At 52.9% G+C, this 18,472-nt stretch carries 13 protein-coding genes; 2 read left to right on the top strand and 11 right to left on the bottom strand.

The window, feature by feature from the left end; translation table 11 throughout:
- On the bottom strand, positions 1-455 hold a 455-nt coding region (locus OGY17_RS07915), incomplete at its 3' end, for an IS110 family transposase (RefSeq protein ID WP_267445968.1).
- A 234-nt stretch (positions 456-689) separates the two neighbouring features.
- Positions 690-1,556, bottom strand: coding sequence for a glutathione-dependent disulfide-bond oxidoreductase (gene yghU, locus OGY17_RS07910; RefSeq protein WP_079934130.1), 867 nt, complete (start codon positions 1,554-1,556; stop codon positions 690-692).
- Between the two features lie 218 nt (positions 1,557-1,774).
- Here yghU and OGY17_RS07905 point away from each other — a divergent pair, with 218 nt between their 5' ends.
- Both OGY17_RS07905 and gss read left to right on the top strand, forming a co-directional pair.
- Positions 1,775-4,063 carry an FdhF/YdeP family oxidoreductase gene (locus tag OGY17_RS07905; RefSeq protein ID WP_208743727.1) on the top strand — a complete coding sequence of 763 codons (2,289 nt, stop codon included), beginning with the start codon at positions 1,775-1,777 and terminating at the stop codon, positions 4,061-4,063.
- A 153-nt stretch (positions 4,064-4,216) separates the two neighbouring features.
- Positions 4,217-6,076: a bifunctional glutathionylspermidine amidase/synthase gene (gss, locus tag OGY17_RS07900; RefSeq protein ID WP_103284715.1), complete on the top strand. Its 1,860-nt coding sequence runs from the start codon at positions 4,217-4,219 to the stop codon at positions 6,074-6,076.
- 329 nt (positions 6,077-6,405) lie between these two features.
- Here the strand turns inward: gss and OGY17_RS07895 are convergent, their stop codons facing one another.
- The 9 genes from OGY17_RS07895 to tssH form a co-directional block, all read right to left on the bottom strand.
- Positions 6,406-6,774 (bottom strand): hypothetical protein, encoded by a 369-nt coding sequence (locus tag OGY17_RS07895; protein WP_118262982.1) that lies wholly within the window; start codon positions 6,772-6,774, stop codon positions 6,406-6,408.
- A gap of 9 nt (positions 6,775-6,783) precedes the next feature.
- Entirely contained in the window at positions 6,784-7,227 is a 444-nt protein-coding gene (locus tag OGY17_RS07890) for a hypothetical protein (protein ID WP_118262984.1), read from the bottom strand.
- Between the two features lie 22 nt (positions 7,228-7,249).
- Positions 7,250-8,125, bottom strand: coding sequence for a LysM peptidoglycan-binding domain-containing protein (locus tag OGY17_RS07885; RefSeq protein WP_118262986.1), 876 nt, complete (start codon positions 8,123-8,125; stop codon positions 7,250-7,252).
- Between the two features lie 32 nt (positions 8,126-8,157).
- Positions 8,158-8,637 carry an Hcp family type VI secretion system effector gene (locus OGY17_RS07880; RefSeq protein WP_048215550.1) on the bottom strand — a complete coding sequence of 160 codons (480 nt, stop codon included), beginning with the start codon at positions 8,635-8,637 and terminating at the stop codon, positions 8,158-8,160.
- A 22-nt stretch (positions 8,638-8,659) separates the two neighbouring features.
- Entirely contained in the window at positions 8,660-10,006 is a 1,347-nt protein-coding gene (locus OGY17_RS07875; protein WP_191215410.1) for a VasL domain-containing protein, read from the bottom strand.
- A 10-nt stretch (positions 10,007-10,016) separates the two neighbouring features.
- Entirely contained in the window at positions 10,017-13,478 is a 3,462-nt protein-coding gene (gene tssM / locus OGY17_RS07870) for a type VI secretion system membrane subunit TssM (RefSeq protein WP_456301061.1), read from the bottom strand.
- Positions 13,479-13,558: 80 nt separating this feature from the next.
- Complete coding sequence (gene tssA, locus OGY17_RS07865) at positions 13,559-14,980, bottom strand: type VI secretion system protein TssA (protein WP_075551231.1); 1,422 nt, start codon at positions 14,978-14,980, stop codon at positions 13,559-13,561.
- Between the two features lie 2 nt (positions 14,981-14,982).
- On the bottom strand, positions 14,983-15,711 hold the full coding sequence (gene vasI / locus OGY17_RS07860; RefSeq protein WP_048215553.1) for a type VI secretion system-associated protein VasI: 729 nt from the start codon (positions 15,709-15,711) through the stop codon (positions 14,983-14,985).
- Complete coding sequence (gene tssH / locus OGY17_RS07855; RefSeq protein WP_213786723.1) at positions 15,708-18,464, bottom strand: type VI secretion system ATPase TssH; 2,757 nt, start codon at positions 18,462-18,464, stop codon at positions 15,708-15,710. Before tssH ends, vasI begins: the two co-directional genes overlap by 4 nt.
- Between the last annotated feature and the right edge of the window lie 8 nt (positions 18,465-18,472).

Below are 18,472 nucleotides of genomic sequence, written 5' to 3'. Positions count from 1 at the left end.
AGGCGATTCAGTTCCTGCGTACGCATATCCGTCAGTGACTGATGGCGCAGCACCAGTGCCCGTAACGCCCGTTCAACCGGATGCGGAGCTTCCCAGACTGCCGGGCGCTTCTGACGGCAAAACTCTGCCAGCATGCGGGCATCAACGGCATCGGTTTTGCTGCGCAGCCCCTCGCTCTGTGCGAAGGCTTTGCCGAGGGCAGGATTGATGATGGAGACGGTGAATCCGGCATCACTGAGATGGGCGGCCACGTCTTCCATATACGTACTGGTGGCTTCCATACAGATATGCGCCGGCGCCACGTTATGGCTGTTGAGCCAGTGGAGGAGTTCATTGTGGCCCTTCAGGGTGTTCGCAAATTTTTTACTGCGGTGACGGCCATCGGGACGCAGCACATCGACATCCAGCTTGGCTTTAGAGACGTCAATACCGATAAAATGAAGTTCCTGTTCCATAGTGAGACCAACCTTGTGAATGCGGATTACCGGGAAAACCGGTCCATGATACTGTCCGGTTTGTCACTTGTGGAGAACGGCAGTCCGCTGCATAAATCTACAATACAGGTTGTTAACCTAAGGCCGGATACGGCATGCGGACGGCATGGCAGGGAGAACTGGCCGGCCCTCTCTGCACAGAGAGGATAATACAAGGCCGGATAAGGCATTTATGCCGCCATCCGGCATCTTGCGTTAACCCTGGCGCTTATCTTCGGTATTGGTGTCGAAGTCGCTGGCGTCATGACGTTCATGAAGCTGCTCGTTCAGCGGCCCGTTAGTGCGGTTTACAATACGACCACGCTTAACTGCCGGACGCGCGGCAACCTCTTTTGCCCAGCGCTGCACGTGCTTGTAACTTCCTGCATCGAGGAACTCTGCCGCGTCGTACACGTTGCCCAGCACCACATTGCCAAACCACGGCCAAACCGCCATATCGGCAATGGTGTATTCATCTCCTGCCACAAACTGATTCTGTGCTAACTGCTTATCCAGTACGTCGAGTAAGCGCTTGGCTTCCATCGTGAAGCGGTTAATAGCGTACTCAATTTTTACCGGCGCATAGTTATAGAAGTGACCAAAACCACCGCCGAGGAACGGCGCCGCACCCTGTAACCAGAATAACCAGTTCAGTGTTTCAGTACGTTTTGCCAAATCCTGCGGCAGGAAATAACCATATTTTTCCGCCAGATAGAGCAGAATTGCGCCAGATTCGAATACGCGAACCGGTGGGTTTTGCGAGTGGTCGCGCAGTGCCGGGATCTTCGAGTTCGGATTCACCTCAACAAAGCCGCTGGAAAACTGATCGCCATCGCCAATGCGAATAATCCAGGCATCGTATTCCGCGCCCTTCACGCCCTGCGCCAGCAGCTCCTCCAGCATAATCGTCACTTTCTGCCCGTTCGGTGTACCCAACGAATAGAGCTGCAGCGGATGCTTGCCAACCGGCAGCGTTTTTTCGTGGGTGGCACCGGAAACAGGACGGTTGATATTGGCGAAAGCGCCGCCGTTCGATTTTTCCCACGTCCAGACTTTCGCGGGCTGATAGGTATTGTCTGACATATTGACCTGCCTTCTGAGTGGTTGTGTTGATGCAGTGTAGCAGTTAGGTAGAACTCAATTTAACAGATTGGGACTTTATGTCGCTTTGTGCTGAAAGGGGAAGATAAATCTAACCCGTTCATTGTACCTGGCCCGTACTCCATGAAGAGGAAATCAATGTTGGACGGAAATTGCTACCGTATTCACCATCAAAAATTGGCGGTGAATAAGCAGTAATAATGAAAAATGGTGTTCCAGGAGTAAGCGGTTATCAGGGCCCTGCGGGTGGGTGGGGTGCGGTAAAAGCCGTCACTGCTTCGGTGTTTTCGCAAAAGGCTGTCGCGCGCGACATTATCGCGATGTTCAAAATGAACCAGGTGAAAGGGTTCGATTGTCCGGGCTGTGCGTGGCCGGACCCCGGGCATCGTGCGCCAATGGAGCTGTGCGAAAATGGCGTTAAGGCGGTTTCCTGGGAGACAACCAGTAAGAAAGCGTCACCGGAATTTTTCAGTCGTCACCCGGTTTCCACACTCTGGCACTACAGCGATTATGAACTGGAAAACATCGGTCGTTTGACGCATCCAATGAAATACGATGCAGTGTCAGACACCTGGCAGGCGGTGGATTGGGATATCGCCTTTCGGGAGATCGGCGAGCGTCTGCGCAGCTATGACTCAGCACAACAGGTTGAGTTTTATACCTCCGGCAGAACGTCAAATGAGGCGGCGTTCCTGTATCAGCTGTTTGCCCGCGAATATGGTAGCAGCAACTTTCCTGATTGCTCAAACATGTGCCACGGACCGACCAGCGCAGGGCTAACGCCAGCCATTGGCCTTGGGAAAGGGACCGTTGAACTTGATGATTTTGACCACTGCGATCTGGTGATTTGTATCGGGCATAACCCTGGTACTAACCATCCACGCATGCTGACCACCTTACGCGACGTTGCCAAGCGTGGAGCCAAAATTATCTCCATCAACCCGCTGAACGAAAGGGGGCTTGAGCGCTTTAGCTTCCCGCAAAGCGCGAAAGAGATGTTCACCGGTCAGGCGACGGAGCTGAGCAACGACTACTACCAGGTAAAAATGGGCGGTGACGCCTCGTTGCTCAAAGGCATAATGAAGGCGCTGATCGAAATGGACGAAGCGCGGATCCTACTGGATCAGCAGCCGACGCTCGATCATGCGTTTATCGACCAACATACCGCGGGATATGCAGCGCTGTATGACGACTTACGTCAGCATAACTGGGCTGAGCTGGAACAGGACTCGGGCCTGACGCGCAGTCAGATGGAAGATCTGGCGCACAGCTACAGTAAATCCAGCGCCACGATTGTTTGTTATGGTCTGGGCATCACTCAGCATAAAAACGGCACCGAGAACGTCCAGCAGCTGGTAAATCTGTTGTTGCTGAAAGGCAATATGGGTAAGCCGGGGGCGGGGATCTGCCCGTTACGCGGCCATTCTAATGTGCAGGGCGATCGTTCTGTAGGGATCAACGAAGCGGCGTCCGAAGACTTCCTGCAACGACTTGAGAAGCATTTTTCTATCCGCGTTCCGCGCAAACATGGACGCTCCAGCGTGGAGAGCATTCGGGCCATCGAGCGGGGAGACGCAAAAGCGCTCATCTGCATGGGCGGCAATCTGGCGGTAGCGATGCCCCAGCCGCAGCGTACCTTTGCGGCGATGAAAAACCTGGATCTGCAGGTCCATGTGGCGACCAAACTGAACAGATCGCATCTGCTGCTGGCAAAGCATAACTACCTGCTACCTGCATTAGGCCGAACGGAGCGCGACATGCAGGCGACGGGGATCCAGTCAGTCACCGTCGAAGATTCTATGTCGATGGTTCACGCTTCCTGTGGCGCGCTGAAGCCGGCTTCCCGCTGGTTAAAATCGGAGCCCGCGATTGTGGCGGGCATGGCGCGTGCCACGCTGCCGCATTCTCCGATCAACTGGGAAGCATTTACCGGGGACTACACGTTGATCCGTGACGCCATTGAAGCCGTGATCCCGGCGTTCCACGATTACAACGCACGTATTGCCGAGCCGGGCGGATTTCGTATGGATACGCCTGCTTCGCGCCGTGAATGGCGAACAGCGAATGGCAAAGCCAACTTTATCGTCAGCCATCAGCGGGCGGTAGAGCGGGAACATCAGCCTGCTGATGCACTGGTTCTGGCAACGCTGCGTAGCCACGATCAGTACAACACCACGATTTATGGTATGAACGATCGCTATCGTGGCATTACTGGCCGTCGGGATGTGGTGTTTTTAAGCGCCGAAGAAGCGACGAGCCGCGGTCTGAGCCAGGGTGATGTGGTCAACGTTCAGGCGCTGGACGACAACGGTCAGCCCTGCGCGGATCGCATCATGTACGGCTTAACGGTGGTGATTTACAACATGGCGGCTGGCTCAATTGGCGCTTATCTGCCTGAAGCGAATGTCCTGCTTTCGCTGGATGCAGTAGATACACAAAGTTTGACTCCGGCGTATAAAAGCGTACCGGTCACCCTGACCAAAGCGTAGTTCCTGCTGTGAATTTTTCGCCTCTGAGCGCCAGCCGCTGCGTTGAGGTGTATGATGATGTCGACCTCTGTCCGGTTAGTGTCGCAGAGCAGGCAATCAGAGCGAAAAATTCACGCCAACCTGCTCAGGCTGTATTGTTTTGAGGTAAGGTGCATGAGCAAAGGAACGACCAGTCAGGATGCCCCATTCGGGACATTATTGGGCTATGCCCCAGGTGGCGTAGCAATCTACTCTTCAGATTACAGCTCCCTCGACCCACGGGACTACGACGATGATGCAGCTTTTCGCAGCTATATCGACGATGAATACATGGGCCACAAATGGCAGTGCGTAGAGTTCGCACGCCGCTTTCTCTTCCTTAACTATGGCATGGTCTTCACCGATGTGGGTATGGCCTGGGAGATCTTCTCCTTACGCTTCCTGCGCGAAGTAGTGAATGACAACATCCTACCGTTACAGGCATTTCCGAATGGTTCGCCCCGCGCGCCGGTAGCAGGCGCTCTGCTTATCTGGCAAAAAGGCGGTGAATTTAAAGATACCGGGCATGTGGCGGTCGTCACCCAGTTGCTGGAAAACAAAATCCGTATTGCCGAACAGAACGTGCTCCATACGCCGCTGCCTCCCGGACAGCAGTGGACTCGCGAACTGGAGATGGTGGTTGAGAACGGTTGTTACACCCTGCGTGATACCTTTGACGATACGACTATTCTTGGTTGGATGATCCAGACCGATGATACCCGTTTCAGCCTACCGCAGCCGGAGATCGCCAATGACTCGCTGAAAATTGGCGGCGCGCGACTGGAAGATAACGGGCAATTTGACGGTAAATGGCTGAATGAGCAGGATCCGCTGCAAAAAGCCTACGTGCTGGCGAACGGCCATGTGATTAATCAGGACCCGCATCAATACTTCACCATTACCGAGAGCGCCGAGCAGGAGCTGATTAAAGCCACCAACGAGCTGCACCTGATGTATCTGCATGCGACCGATAAGGTGCTGAAAGACGACAACCTGCTGGCGCTGTTTGATATCCCGAAAATCCTCTGGCCGCGCCTGCGCCTTTCCTGGCAGCGTCGTCGGCATCATATGATTACGGGGCGTATGGATTTCTGTATGGATGAACGTGGACTGAAGGTGTATGAGTACAACGCCGATTCCGCATCGTGCCATACCGAAGCCGGTTTGATCCTCGAAAGATGGGCCGAGCGTGGTTACACAGGGCAGGGACACAACCCGGCTGAAGGGTTGATCAACGAACTGGCGGGGGCCTGGAAGCACAGCCGCGCACGTCCGTTTGTCCACATCATGCAGGATAAGGATATCGAGGAGAACTATCACGCGCAGTTTATGCAGCAGGCGCTGCGTCAGGCCGGGTTTGACAGCAAAATTCTGCGAGGTCTGGATGAACTGTGCTGGGATGATGCCGGTCAGCTGATTGACGGTGATGGCCGTCTGGTGAACTGCGTCTGGAAGACCTGGGCGTGGGAAACCGCAATTGAGCAGGTGCGCGAGGTCAGCGAAACGGAGTACGCCGCGGTGCCAATTCGTACCGGGCATACGAATCAGGAAGTGCGTTTAATCGACGTGCTGCTGCGCCCGGAAGTGTTGGTCTTCGAACCTCTGTGGACGGTTATCCCTGGCAACAAAGCGATTCTGCCGATCCTCTGGCAACTGTTCCCGCACCACCGTTATCTGCTTGATACGGATTTCACTGTTAATGAAGAGCTGGCGCAAACCGGTTATGCGGTGAAACCTATTGCAGGACGTTGTGGCAGCAACATCGATCTGGTGAGTCATCAGGAAGAGCTACTGGATAAAACCAGCGGTAAGTTTGCCGAGCAGAAGAACATTTTTCAGCAGCTTTGGTGTCTGCCAAAAGTTGCCGGTAAATATATCCAGGTTTGTACCTTTACCGTAGGTGGTAACTACGGCGGTACCTGCCTGCGCGGTGACGAGTCGCTGGTGATTAAAAAAGAGAGCGATATTGAACCGCTGATTGTGGTGAAGGAATAATCGCGCAACCCCTGTGATGGTGATGTTGCCATCACGGGGTTATTTGATGGGAATAATTTTCGAAATACTCGAAAGCAAGAACCCGCCTTTTGAGCGGGTTCTTTAAATAGTGGTGCCGGACTCGGTGTAGTTCTTTGGGCTAATGAACTGTTTTCAATAAGAATGCTATTTTTTTAGTTTGCCAAGACCACCGGTCAGACCACCACAAAACGAACCCTTATCGAATTGCAGGATTAACCTGCTGGTTTAAACACAACCAGATGATGTGAGTTTGGTTACTACTTCTCTCTCTAAATTATTGTGTAAATGCTAAAATGCTAATCATAAAATTACTCATTACTTTTATTTTTTATCCGCGTCTTTTTATATTCGTCATATATTATGATGGTGTCATCATAGACCGTTAGTCTTGCTGAATAATCTTTGTTATTCTTATATTTGTTTTTCATCGCGGATAGTTTGCGTTCAATATCTGAGCAATTTTCTTTAATAACACTTTCAACAATATTGTAAGTTATTTTTTCTAAACGTGGGTCAAAGTTACTTACCCAAACTTCGCAAGCATCAGCACTTTCAAAAAAATCCTGAAGATCTTGTGGCATTTTTTCTATAATAACTTTATCCACCGCAAATAATAAACTGGAGTGCAAGGTAAATAATATCATTAAAATAATTTTGAATAAATACTTGTTATTCATGACGTCATCCTAGATGGTGTTTTTAATCCATTGTATTTGTGATAGATTCATATTGGTTTTACAATATAGTGACGAAATTGAGGGGCGATAGCCAGGAAGCGCTCCATCACTTTGTGAGGCGTATTTACATTGTTTTTCGCGATAAAGAATAAATGAGCGATGCAGTTCCGGGAATGTTATTCTTGCTATATGAATATAAGGTTCGTAATCAATAGAGCCATCTTCATTAAGCCCTCTCGCTCCTTCAGTATCATATTGCTTTAGTCTTTTTTCTGCTCTGTCTTCCTCATGTTTTAACGCCAAAACGCTCTTCTGATATTTATCCATAAGACACCAATAAACCCTATCTTGTTGTATTAACTGATCGTATGAGCAATCAGATACTTTTATATCATGTGCATTGGTAATATCACACAATAATAATAATGAGAATAAATATTTATTTGTTTTCATTTGCAGCCCTTAAGTATATTATCTATTTTTTGTTCTCATCAGAGACAATGAGACTATAAACATATTCAAATTTATCCGCATAATTTATATCACCAGGTTTACTGACTGTAGCTCGCTTTGGGTCTCCATTGTATTGGATTTGAATATTTTGAGGAGTAAACAATTTCCATCCTTGTATATACTGTTCCAGATGCGCTTTCTTATATTTAAGTTTATCTCCAGGATGAATGACTTTAACGCCATTCAGTGTGGTAAGAACATTCTGTGTTGTACCTATTTTCTTGGCGATAGAGCTATAGCCAAGATCTCCCTTAACGACTTCATAGATATCTTCTTTTTCATTGTCATAAACAGTTTTATCTTTTTCCGTTTCTGACATCTTTATCATTAAAAGAACAATGCCTGCGCGAATATTATATTCAGGATTGTTTTTTATCATATCAGATTTGTTTTTTAAGTATTTGTCCCAATTTTTCGGGGTTATAATGTTGTATTTTCTTGGGCGAGCAGGAACCGTCACCTCGAGGATGCCGTTATCCCCGCTCTTTCCTATTTGTATAGGTTTTGTTTTCCATTCAGTCGATGTCGCACCTGTTTCAGTCCATATCATTGCCTTAATCAATTTCCAGTCCAGTGGCTTATATTTTTCGATGTTTTTCGACATGGATAAATGCTGGTTAATTTCAGAAACAAGTTTCCTGATTGTATTATCATAAATATACCAGTCAGGATTGCCAATCGCTTTTTCTCGCCCGGATTTCCACTCCTCAAGGGGACTAAGTTTTTTGGGCGGTTGTCCAGAATCTTTTCCTGTTGTCCGGGCATTTACCTGGGGTCTTTTTCTCGGATTTTCTGTTGTTGGGATGCCTTTGTGTACCGCTGCCGTGCGCTTTACCATGTGAAGCCCTCCATTCATTTGTAAAATCTTTACTAAAACACCCTCTCATTCCATAAGCTGTACGCACTGGTCCCGGCAATGCAGTGTTCCCAGTTGATTGATTCATATATAAAAGAAATACTTTCCTGAGGTTGTACTTCGCTGTCAATGATTACATGTGCAATCGAGAAATTAATATCACTAATTCGGGCTTTTTTTAATTCCAGCTTGTAATATTTTTCATTAATTCCAAATCTATTGGTTCGATAAAAATCAAAAGTGCAGGTCAATATTTCATTATCGTTAATTGCTTTTCCCAGCAAAGGAGATGATTTATCGACAGGTTTTTTTATCGTAACTGAATGATGATTGACATTTTGATCCCGACTTAATCCATGCGTCAGTTCATATACCATAATATGATCAAGATGCAGTAACTGAGCTTTATTACCGATAGAATCAAGTGAACAGCAACCTGCTGAAATCAATCCTTGCTTTTCACCGTTCAGAGTTAAATAAATTAAATTTGCCATGTTGTTCTCCTCGCGTTAACTATTATTTTCGTGATTTTGCATTAGTTGCCGACTCTGGCACTACATTGCTTTTCAGCAGCAGCCAGCGGCTTAATACGCCATTCATCTGTTCATTAACTTGTTTTTCCAGCGCTTCCGTATTCCGTCCCTGTGCCCTGGCGTCCTGGTACTGTGTCAGCAGGGATTCCAGCGGCGTTTCCTGATTCAGCAGTCGTTCCGCCTGCCAGGTGACGGTTTTGATATAGGAGAGGGTAAAGCCCTGTTTCTCTGTCTCCCGTTGCATCATCAGGTCGGCAAAGTCACGCAGATTTTGCCGCGCCTGCTGCAAGCCACGCATTTGCGGGCTGCTTTGCGCGCGGGTTTTCAGGATTTCATTCCACTGCGCTGTTGCCTGCTGCTGTTGCAAACTCTCCGGCCAGCGGCTGTCTGCGGTTTGCATCATCTGCATGCCTGTTTCCAGCAGTTGCAGCGGCGAGGTGTCGGGAAGCTGTTGCAGCCGTTGCCCGTAACTGTCCAGTTCAGGCGACGACAGCCAGACTGTTGCCGCGCCCTGTGCTGTATCCCTGACTTGTGAAAGTTGTTGTTGCATCGGGTACACCTGCCACCACCACAGTGCGGCAGCGGCAGCCGTCGTACAGGCAATACCCGCCATAAAACCTTTACAATTCCGGCCTGGCGTGGCGCTGGCGACCGGTGTGGTGCCGTTGTGGACTTCCACCTTCATTTCCGGCAGGTCGGGCAGGGGAGGAAGGCTTTCCTCCGTGACGGGCTGTGTGCTCTCCGGGGCATAAATCAACGTTCTGACGGTGGTCTGTGACTGAGTACCCACGCTGCTTTTTGGCTGTGGCTCAAGTCGTTTACGCGTGTTCTGCACAAAATAAAGCAGGTTTTCTACATGCGGCTGTCGTTTCAGTTCTACCTGCTGGAGTTTGTCGCAAATCAACTGCAATGCGCGCTCAGTCCGGTACAGCAACGGCAGGTTAGTGTCTGAAAAGGACAGTTGCTGGCGCAGGATATTACCGGTCCGGGTATTGAGCCAGTCAAGCATCCCGGTACGGGCTGATTCATCCTGCGGCCAGAATTTATCCCAGTCGTGGCCTATCATTGCCGCCAGTAGCTCCACCCCTTCGCAAAATCCGGCTAGCCCGTGTGTACGCGTGCGCGCCAGGGTGTAATAGGTCGCCGTGTGCAGATCCACGCCGTTGGCTTTAAAGATCGCCAGTGCCAGTGATTCCACCAGTTTCCAGTTCAGCTCCGGCTGCGACGGGTGAGAGGATTTATTGATCTCTTCCCGCAGGGCGCTAAATTCCGGCAGGCCGCGAGGATCGCTGCCGGTAACAATAATTTGTGTGAGTATGTCTTGGCTCATTTCAGCCTCCTCAGTACAGGGTATCCGGCAACCGGAACTGGCTGAACAGCCCGCCGGTGAACGGGTTATCTACCGTGTCCGTATGCACCCGGTACACCATTGCGCCGCCGTCCACGTTAAAGCGCACGCTGAATGTGCCATCCTGTACGCCGGTGAGTTGCCCTGCGCCAAACAACCTGAACTGTGCCCACGGTCCGCTGAAACCGATGCTGCGCGGCGTTTTGCCGCCGGTGCCAATCAGCGTCAGCTTGCTTTCATTACCCTCACGCATGTTATTTGGCCAAACCAGATGCGCGGTATAATTGCGGCCCTGGCTGTAGTCCACTAACTGACCGTCAAGGTTGAGTACGCTGCGCCGTTTATTGCCGGAAAGCGATACGGTTTCCACGGCAAACTGAGCGCCAAGGCCGTTTTGCCTGCTGAAGAAGGCATCGCGAATTTCCTGCGCGGCATTCAGTTGCTCCTGGACGTCTTCGCGAATAATCACGTTGTTATCCCCGTCCTCCAGACTCAGGTCGTTTTCTATAAACAGACGCAAATTCTGTTGGTAGAACGTGTCCAGTAAACCATCCGGTTTAAAGAAGCGTTCAAAGGCATCCAGCGATGCATCCTGTGACGAACGAGGGTTAAACGGATAGTTGTTGGCGAGCTGCTCGTTAAACGGTTTCACCACGTTGTCACGCCAGTCAATCTCCATGTAATGGACTGCTTCCACCATCACCACATGCCAGGCTTGCTCCGCCAGCTTGCCCACCCAGCGGTTAAGCGGGGCAGGCAGAGTTTTTGCCATCTGTCGGGTGGCGAAGATCGGATCGCTGCTGTTTTGATCAAGCCGTAGCTGCACCGCCTTCAGTGCTGATTTTCCCTGTACCGGTGCGTTCTGGATCGCCAGCAGATAACGGTGCAGTTCCGTCAACTGTTGATAAACTGCCTGCAGAGTGTTTTCTTTGTCTTTCTGTACAGCCAGCGTGCTGTTCTCCGGGGAGAACTCATGCCCCAGGCGGGTCAGTAACTGATACTCCGACTCTGCCATGGCTTCCTGAAGCGCTCTGTCATCCAATTTTTCAGAGAGTACGGCGGGCTGTGTATTGTCGCGCAGTGCCGTCAGCGCCCGCTGGAGTGGCTGATCGCCGCTGATAATTTGCTCCAGTGCGCCGGTCAGTTCAGCGATGGATTCGTAATTGCGCACGTTAAGGTTATCCATCCCGGCGCGCCAGGTGGCGGTGTAGTCGCTGAGATACTGTTCGGTGAGCTGACGCTGGATTTCCGCCCGGTCTGCCTCGCTGTATTTCACACTGTGGGTCAGGTTCAGCACCCAGGAATCCATCGCCGTCAGTTCGACCAGCGCATCGCGCTGTTTGACAAAATAACTTTGCAAGCCGTAACGGGTGAGGAATTGCGGAACAATAAGTTTATTATCATCCCCGGAGGTAAACACCTGATCAAACGTGGCGCCCACCTGGTCACGCAGGTTCAGATCGGCGGGCAGCACGCCGAGGGCACGCGTTTTCAGACTCTGGTAAACACGCTGGTAGACGGGCAGTTTGCTGAGTTCTTTCTGGGCCGCCACCACCGGGCCGTCATAAGGCGTCCAGCGGCTGGTGGCGTCGACGTTGCCTGCCTGACGTTCCGCGTGCCAGTCTGTATGCTGCAGGGCATAGTCCAGATGAGACATAAGCTGCGCCTGGAGATCTCGCTGGCCATGGAACTTATCGCTCCAGCGTTTTGCCATGTACTGTTTCACTACCTCGTTGCTGCGTCCGCTTTTATCCTCCAGCATTCTGATGACGCGCAGTACCGCAAGTTTTTCCTCGCTCTCCGGCGGCGCGGCGTTCATCTCTTTGACCAGACCATTAAACAGGGCGGGCAGGTAACGCTGCTCCAGCAGTTGTAGGTAGGTCTGCTCCACATACGGGCCGACACGCCTGCCCTGATACAATCCCATATCGGCCAGGCGGCTGCGATCGCCCCAGTCACCGTAGGCCAGCGTGGCGTCACGCACCGGGTTGAGTAACGGCAGTTGCAGGTTGCCATAATCATCCATACCCTGCGGTGGCGGAACCGACATAAAGGCTTTGGCCTGCTCCAGTACGGTGATGCCGGAACGCCAGTTGTTATTGTAATAGTGATGCCAGCCCATAATCAGCAGCAGCGCGGCGATGCCCCCGGTGACGGAAAACACCGATAACCGGCGGCGGGACTGCATCAGCCAGACGCGGCTTTCACCGGCGAGGTTAGGCTCTGCCAGTAAAGTCTGTGGAAACAGGTTGCGGGTAAAATAGGGGGCCGTGTCCACCAAAGGCCAGGCCGTCATCGGGCTATTGCCCAGGCGGAACTGACGGGCGGCAGACTGCATAAAAATATCGTCTATCTGGCCGCGTTGCAGGGAGGAGGTGAAGTACACGCCTCGCAGCATGACGTCCATATTTTCCCCGTCCAGTAATCCGCTCAACAGGGATACCAGCGGTTCACGGCTACCCTGTATCTGACGAACAAAGCTGAACAGGGAACTGCGGGAGCCGGGGGTTAGCAGTCGCTCCGGCAGGGCGTTATTGAGCTGTTCGCTCCAGGTCTGCCAGAATGCATTCAGCTCTGCGCGCCAGTCGTCATTTTCATGAGCATGACGGGTAAAGGTAACGCCAAGAATGGCATCGCGATCGTTCCTGTCCAGAGACTGAAACAGAGCAGCGAAACCGTACAGTAAATCCAGCCGGGTCAGTACCACATACACCGGTAACTGGCAGTGAAGGTGCTGGCGTATATCCTGCAAACGTCCGCGCAGAATTTGCAACAGGTGCTCCCGGCGGCGTTTGTCGGCAGTCAGCAGATCGGGCAGATCCAGCGTCAGTATCAGGCCGTTCAGCGGCTGTCTGGCGCGTTTTTGTACCAGCCAGTCCAGCATAGTTGTCCACAGGCGACGGTGCAGCACATCCGCCTCCTGTTGCTCAAACAGGAGGCCGTCTGCATCAAAAATGACCGCCTGTTTTCCCACATGTGGGATAACATACCGGCGCAATTCCACTCCCCGCACGGCCTCCGGGGCGTAAATAATGTCGGATGGAAAACCTTCGCGCAGCAGCGACGTTTTGCCACTTCCGGATGGACCAATAACCATATACCACGGCAGTTGCCACAGGTAGCGACGGTTGTCGAGATGGCGTTGCAGACGCAGCAGCCAGTGGTCGAGATAACGTTGCTGGGCAGTCAGTTCTACAGTCAGCGGATCTTTTTCCTCTTCACGCTGTTGTTTTTGCTGTTTTTCCAGCAGTTGCAGGCGCCTCATTACCCTGACGGTAAGCCATACCAGCGCTGCGAGCGCCCAGGCTGCCGTCGCCAGCCAGCGGTTCGTCAGCGGTTTAAGCCACTGCTCGTCGTAGAACGACCATGACGGGCCTTTCCACCAGATCCATACCAGCAGCACAATCCACGCCAGTGCCAGCAGCCAGGCGGCGGAAACCTTAACGCGGGGCATCGCCGGTCGGAGGACGGATCGCAGACTGCTGAACAGTCGAGGGGTTGGTAATCTGAACACGGTAACTCCTTGTTACGTTATTATTTTTCTGCCGTGAATTTGTTTTCCAGTTGCTCCAGCAGGGATGGCTCCCAGTCAGCCAGCGTCATACGCAGCCCTGCTTTAAACAACATCCGGTACTGCTGCTGTGCAAGCTGCACCATTCCGGCGTCTTCCATCAGTTGCGCGCCCAGATACTGCCGGAGAAACTGATCGCGCGGATCGCCTTCCGGCAGCTTTTCCAGGTATTGCAGTGCGGCTTCCAGTCCCTTCTCGCTGAAACACTGGTGGACAGCCTCTGTGTCTTCGTCGGTCCGCACAATCGGGGCTGTCTGACTGCCCGGAGACGTCGCCAGCCACTGTTTTGTCTGCTCACTCATAAACGGCGTGCGGTCATTAAACCGCAGGGTGGCAAGTTGCGGCAGGCGGACGAGAAAACGGGCCATTTCATCCCGGATGGCTTCTGCTGCACTGGAGTAACCCAGGCGTTGCGCGGTTTGCGCCGAAAGGTAATGCCCATCGAGCCAGTACGGGGCCAGAAGCAGGCTTTTTTCCACCTGTTGCCAGAGCGCCAGATCGGCATTGCTCAGTCGGGTCTGATAATCGGCGGTCATATCAGCAGGTACCGCCGCCAGCGGCGTTCGCCCGTCGCTTTCTGCCTGGGGTACGGATGTAATGGCCTGCCATAACGCATGGCGACGCAGGCGGTAACCCTGCGGCGAATCCGGCTGGCGCTCACAGAGAATGGCGGAGACTTTCAGCAGTGTGTCGCGCCAGGCCTTATCATCATGACTGTCAATATCGACGGTCGGGATAGCGGGGGCGGACACCGATGGCGATACCGGGGAGGGTAGTGTGGCTGCGGCCGGAGGTGCGCCGACGGATGGCGTGGGTGACGGGGCAGACAGCGCAGGCTCTGCCCCGCGAAATGCCCGGCGATACTGCGACGAGAGATCATCGACGGCCTGCGCCAGTGCCGGGATATTTTGCTCCTGCCAGCGCTGCGCCAGTTTTGCCAGCTCAGCCAGCAGGTTGTCGCGTTGCGTGATATCTGCCGATTCTGCGAAGCTCTCTGCACCGGATTCAAATCGTTTCAGTACCTGGGCGGCGAAACGCTGTTTATGAGCTGCATTTTGCGGTGCGGCCTGCGTCCAGTAATGTTCCACATATAACGTCAGTAAACGTAACGCCAGCAGCGGATCACCGGCGTGTTGCAGCGTACGTAATAGGTGGGCCAGCAGGCGAAAGTCTTTGCTTTCCGACGCCAGAAGCACTAATCCCCGGCGCTGTATTTCCGGGATATCCAACTGACTGTGCGTCAGTGAGCCAAGTTTAAGCATTTCGCCGTCGATATATTCCCAGTCGGGATTATCGTCTTTCAGCGCGGAGACATGTTTATCTTCCGGCAGATTTTCAAGCAGGTGTGAAATCCAGGTATCCGGGTTACGTAAGTCCATTGCCATTTTTATTCCCCCGCCCAGTGGCAGGCGTCACGCAGCGGTGCGATGGTTTTCGCCAGCCCGTCAATGTTAAATGTCAGTTTTCCGGCGGCACTGTCCGTACCGGTGTTGATGGTCAGGGTTTTTGTGCCAAAGAGCTGCTTAATTTCGTCAATACCGGATAGTCCGCGGCTGGACTCCAACAGGACACCGTTCTCACGGATAAACCAATGAGACTGAAAGCGTCCGTGGTCAGTGGTCAGCGTCACGGCGATGTCGTTCTGCGTCATGGAATGGGTCAGCGCCACCTGCATCCGGGTGATGTTGTCCACACAACTGAACATCAGTACCGGGCGTGGCGGGACGTTGCCGATGGCAGGTGTAGTAATAACCACAGTAGGGCGTTCGCCATCGCTCTGCGTCATCAGTAGTGCGGTGGAATTATCCGGGCGCTGTTTCTCCTGGGCGAAAGCCCGTTTCCAGGCTTCACCTTCATAACGGGCCTTTACCAGCGCGCCATTAAAGCTGGGTTGTTCTGGTGCCAGAATATGGTCATAGCAGTCAAGACGCTCCAGTGCAGCAGGCTCCCGGCGACAGTCCAGCATGGCACTGAGCGTCGTCTGTGCGTTGGTTTCCGGCACCACAATCCCCGGCAGTACGGCAATCACCTGTTTTGCAGGTGTTTCCGCCTGTACTGCGCGGGGGAATAATCCCGGCAGCAGCATTATGATCATGAGCGTCTGTATTCTGCTCATAGAACGGTTTTGTCCTCTGTTTCTGGTTCCGACTGTGTGTCGGAATCAGTGCTATCCTCCGGTGCATCTTCCACATCAGCGATAAAGGAGCCGTTTGTCACACCCAGCGTGATACGGGCAATGGCGATATTCGCCGCCATTTTCTGCAACAGCAGCAGGGAGAGCGGCGGCAGCATCTCACCGTCGATGACCGACTCCAGCATCCGCGCGCCGTTTTCAGCGCGGGTGACGCGCTGCATTATTTCGTCGGTGACTTCCGGCTCAATTATCACCTCTGCACCGAAGCGTGTACGCAACACGTTATCCAGCCGCGCCAGTTTCCCGGCGATAATGACGGAGAGTGTTTCACGCGACAGCGGCAGGTATGGCACCACTTCCATGCGTGCCAGTAGCGCAGGTTTGAAGAAGTCTGCCAGTATCGGATACAGCGCGTCGTGCATGGTTTCAGGGTGATCGGCATGTTCGACAATCAACTGATAACCGAGGTTGGAGGTGAGGAAAAAGACGATGTTTTTACAGTCAATCAGACGGCCTTCGCCATCTGCCATCTCGCCCTTGTCGAACGCCTGGTAGAACAGGTTAAGCACGTCCGGGTGCGCTTTTTCCACTTCATCAAGCAGCACTACGGAGTAAGGTTTTTGACGAATCGCTTCGGTCAGCACGCCGCCCTCGCCGTAGCCAACATAGCCTGGAGGGGAACCAATCAGGCGGGAAACAGTATGTTTCTCCTGGAATTCGGACATATTGATGGTGGTGAGGTACTGGCGACCGCCATAGAGAAGTTCTGCCAGTTGCAACACGGTTTCCGTTTTACCCACGCCGCTGGGGCCGGCCAGCAGGAATGCACCCAGAGGTCGCCCCGGGCGGCGCAGATCCGCACGCGCTGTCAGCAGGTGCTTATGCAGATGCTTAATCGCCAGATTCTGGCCCTTGATAATGTCACCCAGCCACAGCGGCAAATCGGTGATGACCGACATCTCGTTCTGCGACAGACGGTTAAGTGGTACGCCTGTCCATTCGGCAATCACAGCTGCGATTTGTTTTTTATCGACGTGTGGGGAAACCAGTAGCTGCGTATGGTGCAGAGTATTCAGTTCGGCGGTCAGCGCTGCCAGTCGTTCTGCAGGACAGCGTTCTGGGACGGTTTCTGGTTGCTTCGTCGCGAATTCATTTGCCGGAATGGGGGTGTTTTCGGCATCCACTTCTTCTGACTGCACATTTTCTTCTTCACTGCTGACGGATTCATCCAGCAGCCCTTTACGCAGCGAGATAATTTCCTGTACCAGCGCCTGCTGCTGGTGCCATGCCGTTTCCAGCTCATCCAATTCGGTCAGCGTTTCGTCATACTGCACCAGTACTTCATTCAACCGCGAGGTATCAGATCGCAGGCCTATGCGGATTTCACGCTCAAGCTGGTAAATTTCTGCTTTGCACTGATGGCTCAGTGTGGTCAGCGCTGAAATTTGCCGTGGTGGAGAGGAAAGATTGATCGCAACGCGGGCGCAGGCGGTATCCAGCACATCAATGGCTTTATCCGGTAACTGACGCCCGGAAAGATAGCGCTCGCTTAACGTTGCTGCTGCCTGTAAGGCTTCATCATCAATCAGCACGCCGTGGGACTGCTCATACACCACCGACAGGCCGCGCAGAATAATGGTGGATTCGGCAGCATTGGGTTCGCGTACTTTTACCAGTTGGAAACGACGCGACAGGGCGGCGTCTTTCTCGAAGTATTTTTTATATTCGCTCCAGGTGGTGGCGGCGATGGTTTTCAGCTCGCCGCGTGCCAGCGCAGGTTTTAGCAGGTTAGAGATATCCAGCCCGCCCTGCTGGTTGCCCGCGCCAATCAGCGTGTGGGCCTCGTCGATAAACAGAATAACGGGTTTCGGTGACTGAATGACCTCCGCCATCAGCCCCTTAAAGCGCTTCTCAAACTCGCCTTTCACCGATGCGCCTGCCTGTAGTGCACCAAGATCCAGGGTCATAATATCGGTATCGCGCAGCTTGTCCGGTACCTTGCCTGCGACAATGCGCAGCGCCAGTCCTTCGATCAGCGCGCTTTTGCCGACGCCTGCCTCACCGACTACCACCGGATTGTTTTTACGGCGGCGGCAGAGAATATCAATCATCAGGTCAATTTCATTATCGCGGCACAATACTGGATCGAGCCTGCCGTTGCGGGCATCATCGGTCATGTTTCTGGCGTAGCGGGCAAGCAGGCTGTCGCCGGTATCGGCTGTGGCACTGATGACCTGTCCGTCCGCATTCTGCATAACCGACTCGGCTGACGCCTTCGTCCATCCAGCAAAATCCTGCTGTAGCTGGTCGCGGTTGATGGCAGTGAGCAGCCGGGCGGCGGTGGGCAGTACGTAGCGCAGCGGCGAGTGGAGCAGGGCGAGCAGCAGGACGCCGCCGCGCAACTCTGTCTGCTGCATTTCAGCGGACGCCAACAGCCAGGCCTCTTTCAGCCATTCAACCAGCATGGGGGAAAACGACGGATAGCTATCCACTGAACGGGTGGTGGCGTAATTTTCCACTGTCAGCGCTTGGCGTAAATCATCGGTGCCGATCCCGGCGCGTTCAGTAATGACCCGCAAATCGCTGCGCGGGATAGCCAGCATCTGGAGCAGTACGTGGCTGACAGTGATTTCCGCCGCCTGCTGGCTCATACACTCCGAGGCTGCGGCTTCCAACGCCTGTTTCGCGAAGGGATTAAGCCGTTTTACCAGTGTGGCCAAATCAATCTGGATCATATGTGTCC

Origin of the sequence: Citrobacter sp. Cpo126, from assembly GCF_030332445.1 — a bacterium.
Lineage (GTDB): Bacteria > Pseudomonadota > Gammaproteobacteria > Enterobacterales > Enterobacteriaceae > Citrobacter > Citrobacter portucalensis.
Note: the sequence above shows the minus strand (reverse complement) of the source record. Positions and strands in the feature narration are given on the sequence as shown.

Coding starts and splice junctions, on each gene's coding strand:
- yghU (WP_079934130.1), bottom strand. CDS start 1,556: ATGTCAGACAATACCTATCAGCCCGCGAAAGTCTGGACGTGGGAAAAA.
- OGY17_RS07905 (WP_208743727.1), top strand. CDS start 1,775: ATGAAAAATGGTGTTCCAGGAGTAAGCGGTTATCAGGGCCCTGCGGGT.
- gss (WP_103284715.1), top strand. CDS start 4,217: ATGAGCAAAGGAACGACCAGTCAGGATGCCCCATTCGGGACATTATTG.
- OGY17_RS07895 (WP_118262982.1), bottom strand. CDS start 6,774: ATGAATAACAAGTATTTATTCAAAATTATTTTAATGATATTATTTACC.
- OGY17_RS07890 (WP_118262984.1), bottom strand. CDS start 7,227: ATGAAAACAAATAAATATTTATTCTCATTATTATTATTGTGTGATATT.
- OGY17_RS07885 (WP_118262986.1), bottom strand. CDS start 8,125: ATGGTAAAGCGCACGGCAGCGGTACACAAAGGCATCCCAACAACAGAA.
- OGY17_RS07880 (WP_048215550.1), bottom strand. CDS start 8,637: ATGGCAAATTTAATTTATTTAACTCTGAACGGTGAAAAGCAAGGATTG.
- OGY17_RS07875 (WP_191215410.1), bottom strand. CDS start 10,006: ATGAGCCAAGACATACTCACACAAATTATTGTTACCGGCAGCGATCCT.
- tssM (WP_456301061.1), bottom strand. CDS start 13,478: ATGCCCCGCGTTAAGGTTTCCGCCGCCTGGCTGCTGGCACTGGCGTGG.
- tssA (WP_075551231.1), bottom strand. CDS start 14,980: ATGGCAATGGACTTACGTAACCCGGATACCTGGATTTCACACCTGCTT.
- vasI (WP_048215553.1), bottom strand. CDS start 15,711: ATGAGCAGAATACAGACGCTCATGATCATAATGCTGCTGCCGGGATTA.
- tssH (WP_213786723.1), bottom strand. CDS start 18,464: ATGATCCAGATTGATTTGGCCACACTGGTAAAACGGCTTAATCCCTTC.